The sequence below is a fragment of the Alteriqipengyuania lutimaris genome (assembly GCF_003363135.1).
Classification (GTDB): Bacteria; Pseudomonadota; Alphaproteobacteria; order Sphingomonadales; family Sphingomonadaceae; genus Alteriqipengyuania; species Alteriqipengyuania lutimaris.
Window position 1 is genome coordinate 1 of the sequence record NZ_QRBB01000011.1, and the last position, 2,192, is coordinate 2,192.

A 2,192-nucleotide genomic window follows, 5' to 3' on the forward strand; every position below is an offset into this window, starting at 1 on the left:
GGAAATTTCTCTGTTGCTCTTGACCTCGCTTCAAAATCCATTATTATTGCTGATCATCATACTTCAATCGAATTTGCCAAAGACTCATCCTTCAAGGCCAATGGCCAAGCAGCTGAATATCCATATGTGGATGGTGACTTCGTTGTATGGAAGGATTACTTTACAATAAATGTGAAACACAAAGCTGGCCTCTTCGTCAGATGTGACAAACTCCATCAATTCTGCACCTTCCATGTTTCTGGCTATTACTTTGGAAAGACTCGTGGTCTACTGGGAGCTCTGGATTATGAGCCATGGGACGACTTCAAGCAGCCCAATGGACAGGTTGTAACAAACGTAAATGACTTCGGTAATAGCTGGAAGGTTGATCCATCATGCGCAGACGTCAGTGGACCAACACATCACGATCATGAAATGCCAGAACCACAGGAGTGTGCCAATATCTTCGGCGGTTCTACATCTCTTAGGTTGGGATACTTCTTCGTTCCATCTGCTCCCTTCCGGGAAGCTTGCTCTCACATCGTTGCTGATGAAAGCACTCCAGAAGCAAAGAAAAAAGCTGCATGTTCAGTTGCCGCTGCATATACAATTGCTGCTCACAAATACATCCATATCTCTGTACCAGAAGAATGTGTGCACTGTTCAGTTGTAGATGGCAGTCCCATCGAGGTTGGTGACTCTGTAAGTGTGAAGGTACCCAAGAATTCAGCTGATGTGATTATTGTTGTAGAACAAGATACACACAACACTGAATTGTTCAAGGAACTTGTCTCACCACTTGTTACAACTCTTACCAATGATCTCAAGGCAAAGGATATCACTAATGTGCATTTCACATTGATTGGTTATGGAGAAGCCACACATAACTACCCTGCTCTGTACACAACTGGTGGGAAGATCAGCTTCGAAGGTAAAACAAAGAACATGAAATTCATTGACCATATTGACGCCCTCAGTTTGAAACTGGACTCCTGTGAGAACAGGTGGAAATACTTGACTGCCCTGATTGAGTCAGAGCTTGGATTATCAGCACCTAGTCGGGCATACCAGCTGGGATCAAAGTACCCATTCAAGATAGGAACTTCTAAAGTTCTTGTGGGTCTCGTGGCAAACACCAAGACCAGCGCATTTGGCGTCTCGCTCCAGCAATTGTTAGCCCTGTTCTCCACGAAAGTCCTACGTGATCGCGGTGTAGCATTCCACCTTATAGCACCTGTACAAGATCTGCACATAACAAGCAAGGATGCCAAGGTCACGAAAACTGTTGTTGGTTTTGATTCAGACCATGTGTATGTCTTGAGCGATGCAAAGAAGAAGGTTTTGGAAGGAAGTACAGAACTGCGTAATAATCTCGTTTACCAGAACAACATTTGGATTCCCATTGCACTTGATAGTTATGGAGTAACATACGTTGCTCAGAACTTCTTGGAAGCAAAATCATCTGCTAGAAAGCAGTTCTTGCAAGTGGTTTCACATCGTATTGCTGAATCACTAGGAACTGAACTTCACGAGGACTGCACATGCAGACTGGTGTCTGGACTGTATCCCTTCTCTGAATGCAAGGTCACTAATCGCAAGGAGAGGGAACCTTTGGCACAAATCAGAGGAACAAAGGGCGTAAAGGGCTGAAATTAAAGCTATTGTAGATGTTAGTAAAAAACACAAAATGGGAGAAAACTGGAAAAAAATATGATGAATTATTTGTACGATAATTTTTACATTTTAAGTTATAAGTACGAATGCAGTAAAAGTCATGAGAAATCATGATTTATTATTATGTTTAAGTATTACTTCTAAGTTGCATGTCATCATGTATAAAATGCTGGAGAAATTACTGCTATTAAATCATTTTACCAAATAGTGTAGAAAGGATAACTTTCTGTGTATTCTGTTTATAAATGTTCATAGTAGGCCTAATGGGAGAATTATTACCATTTATTGGTAATACTGACAATGCTAGTCAGAAACAGTGAAACATTTAGGAAGGAAAATTGTATAGAAAGTTATATATATATCATTTTGGTACAATGTCGTCAATTTGTATTATTTAAATTGCACATACACCAATCAATGCAAATTATATATATATTTTTTTCCATATGTGACATAACATCAACAATTGTTTTTGTAGTAATATTTTTTACTGATATAAATCATGAAAATTGAATTGGCATGTAAATAAAGGAAAAGGC

1 protein-coding gene is annotated in these 2,192 nt (G+C 39.6%); it reads left to right on the forward strand.

The window, feature by feature from the left end:
* Positions 1–1,629 (forward strand): VWD domain-containing protein (locus tag DL238_RS15865; RefSeq protein ID WP_147291044.1); only part of this gene is annotated, 1,629 nt, incomplete at its 5' end.
* Positions 1,630–2,192: the final 563 nt, after the last annotated feature.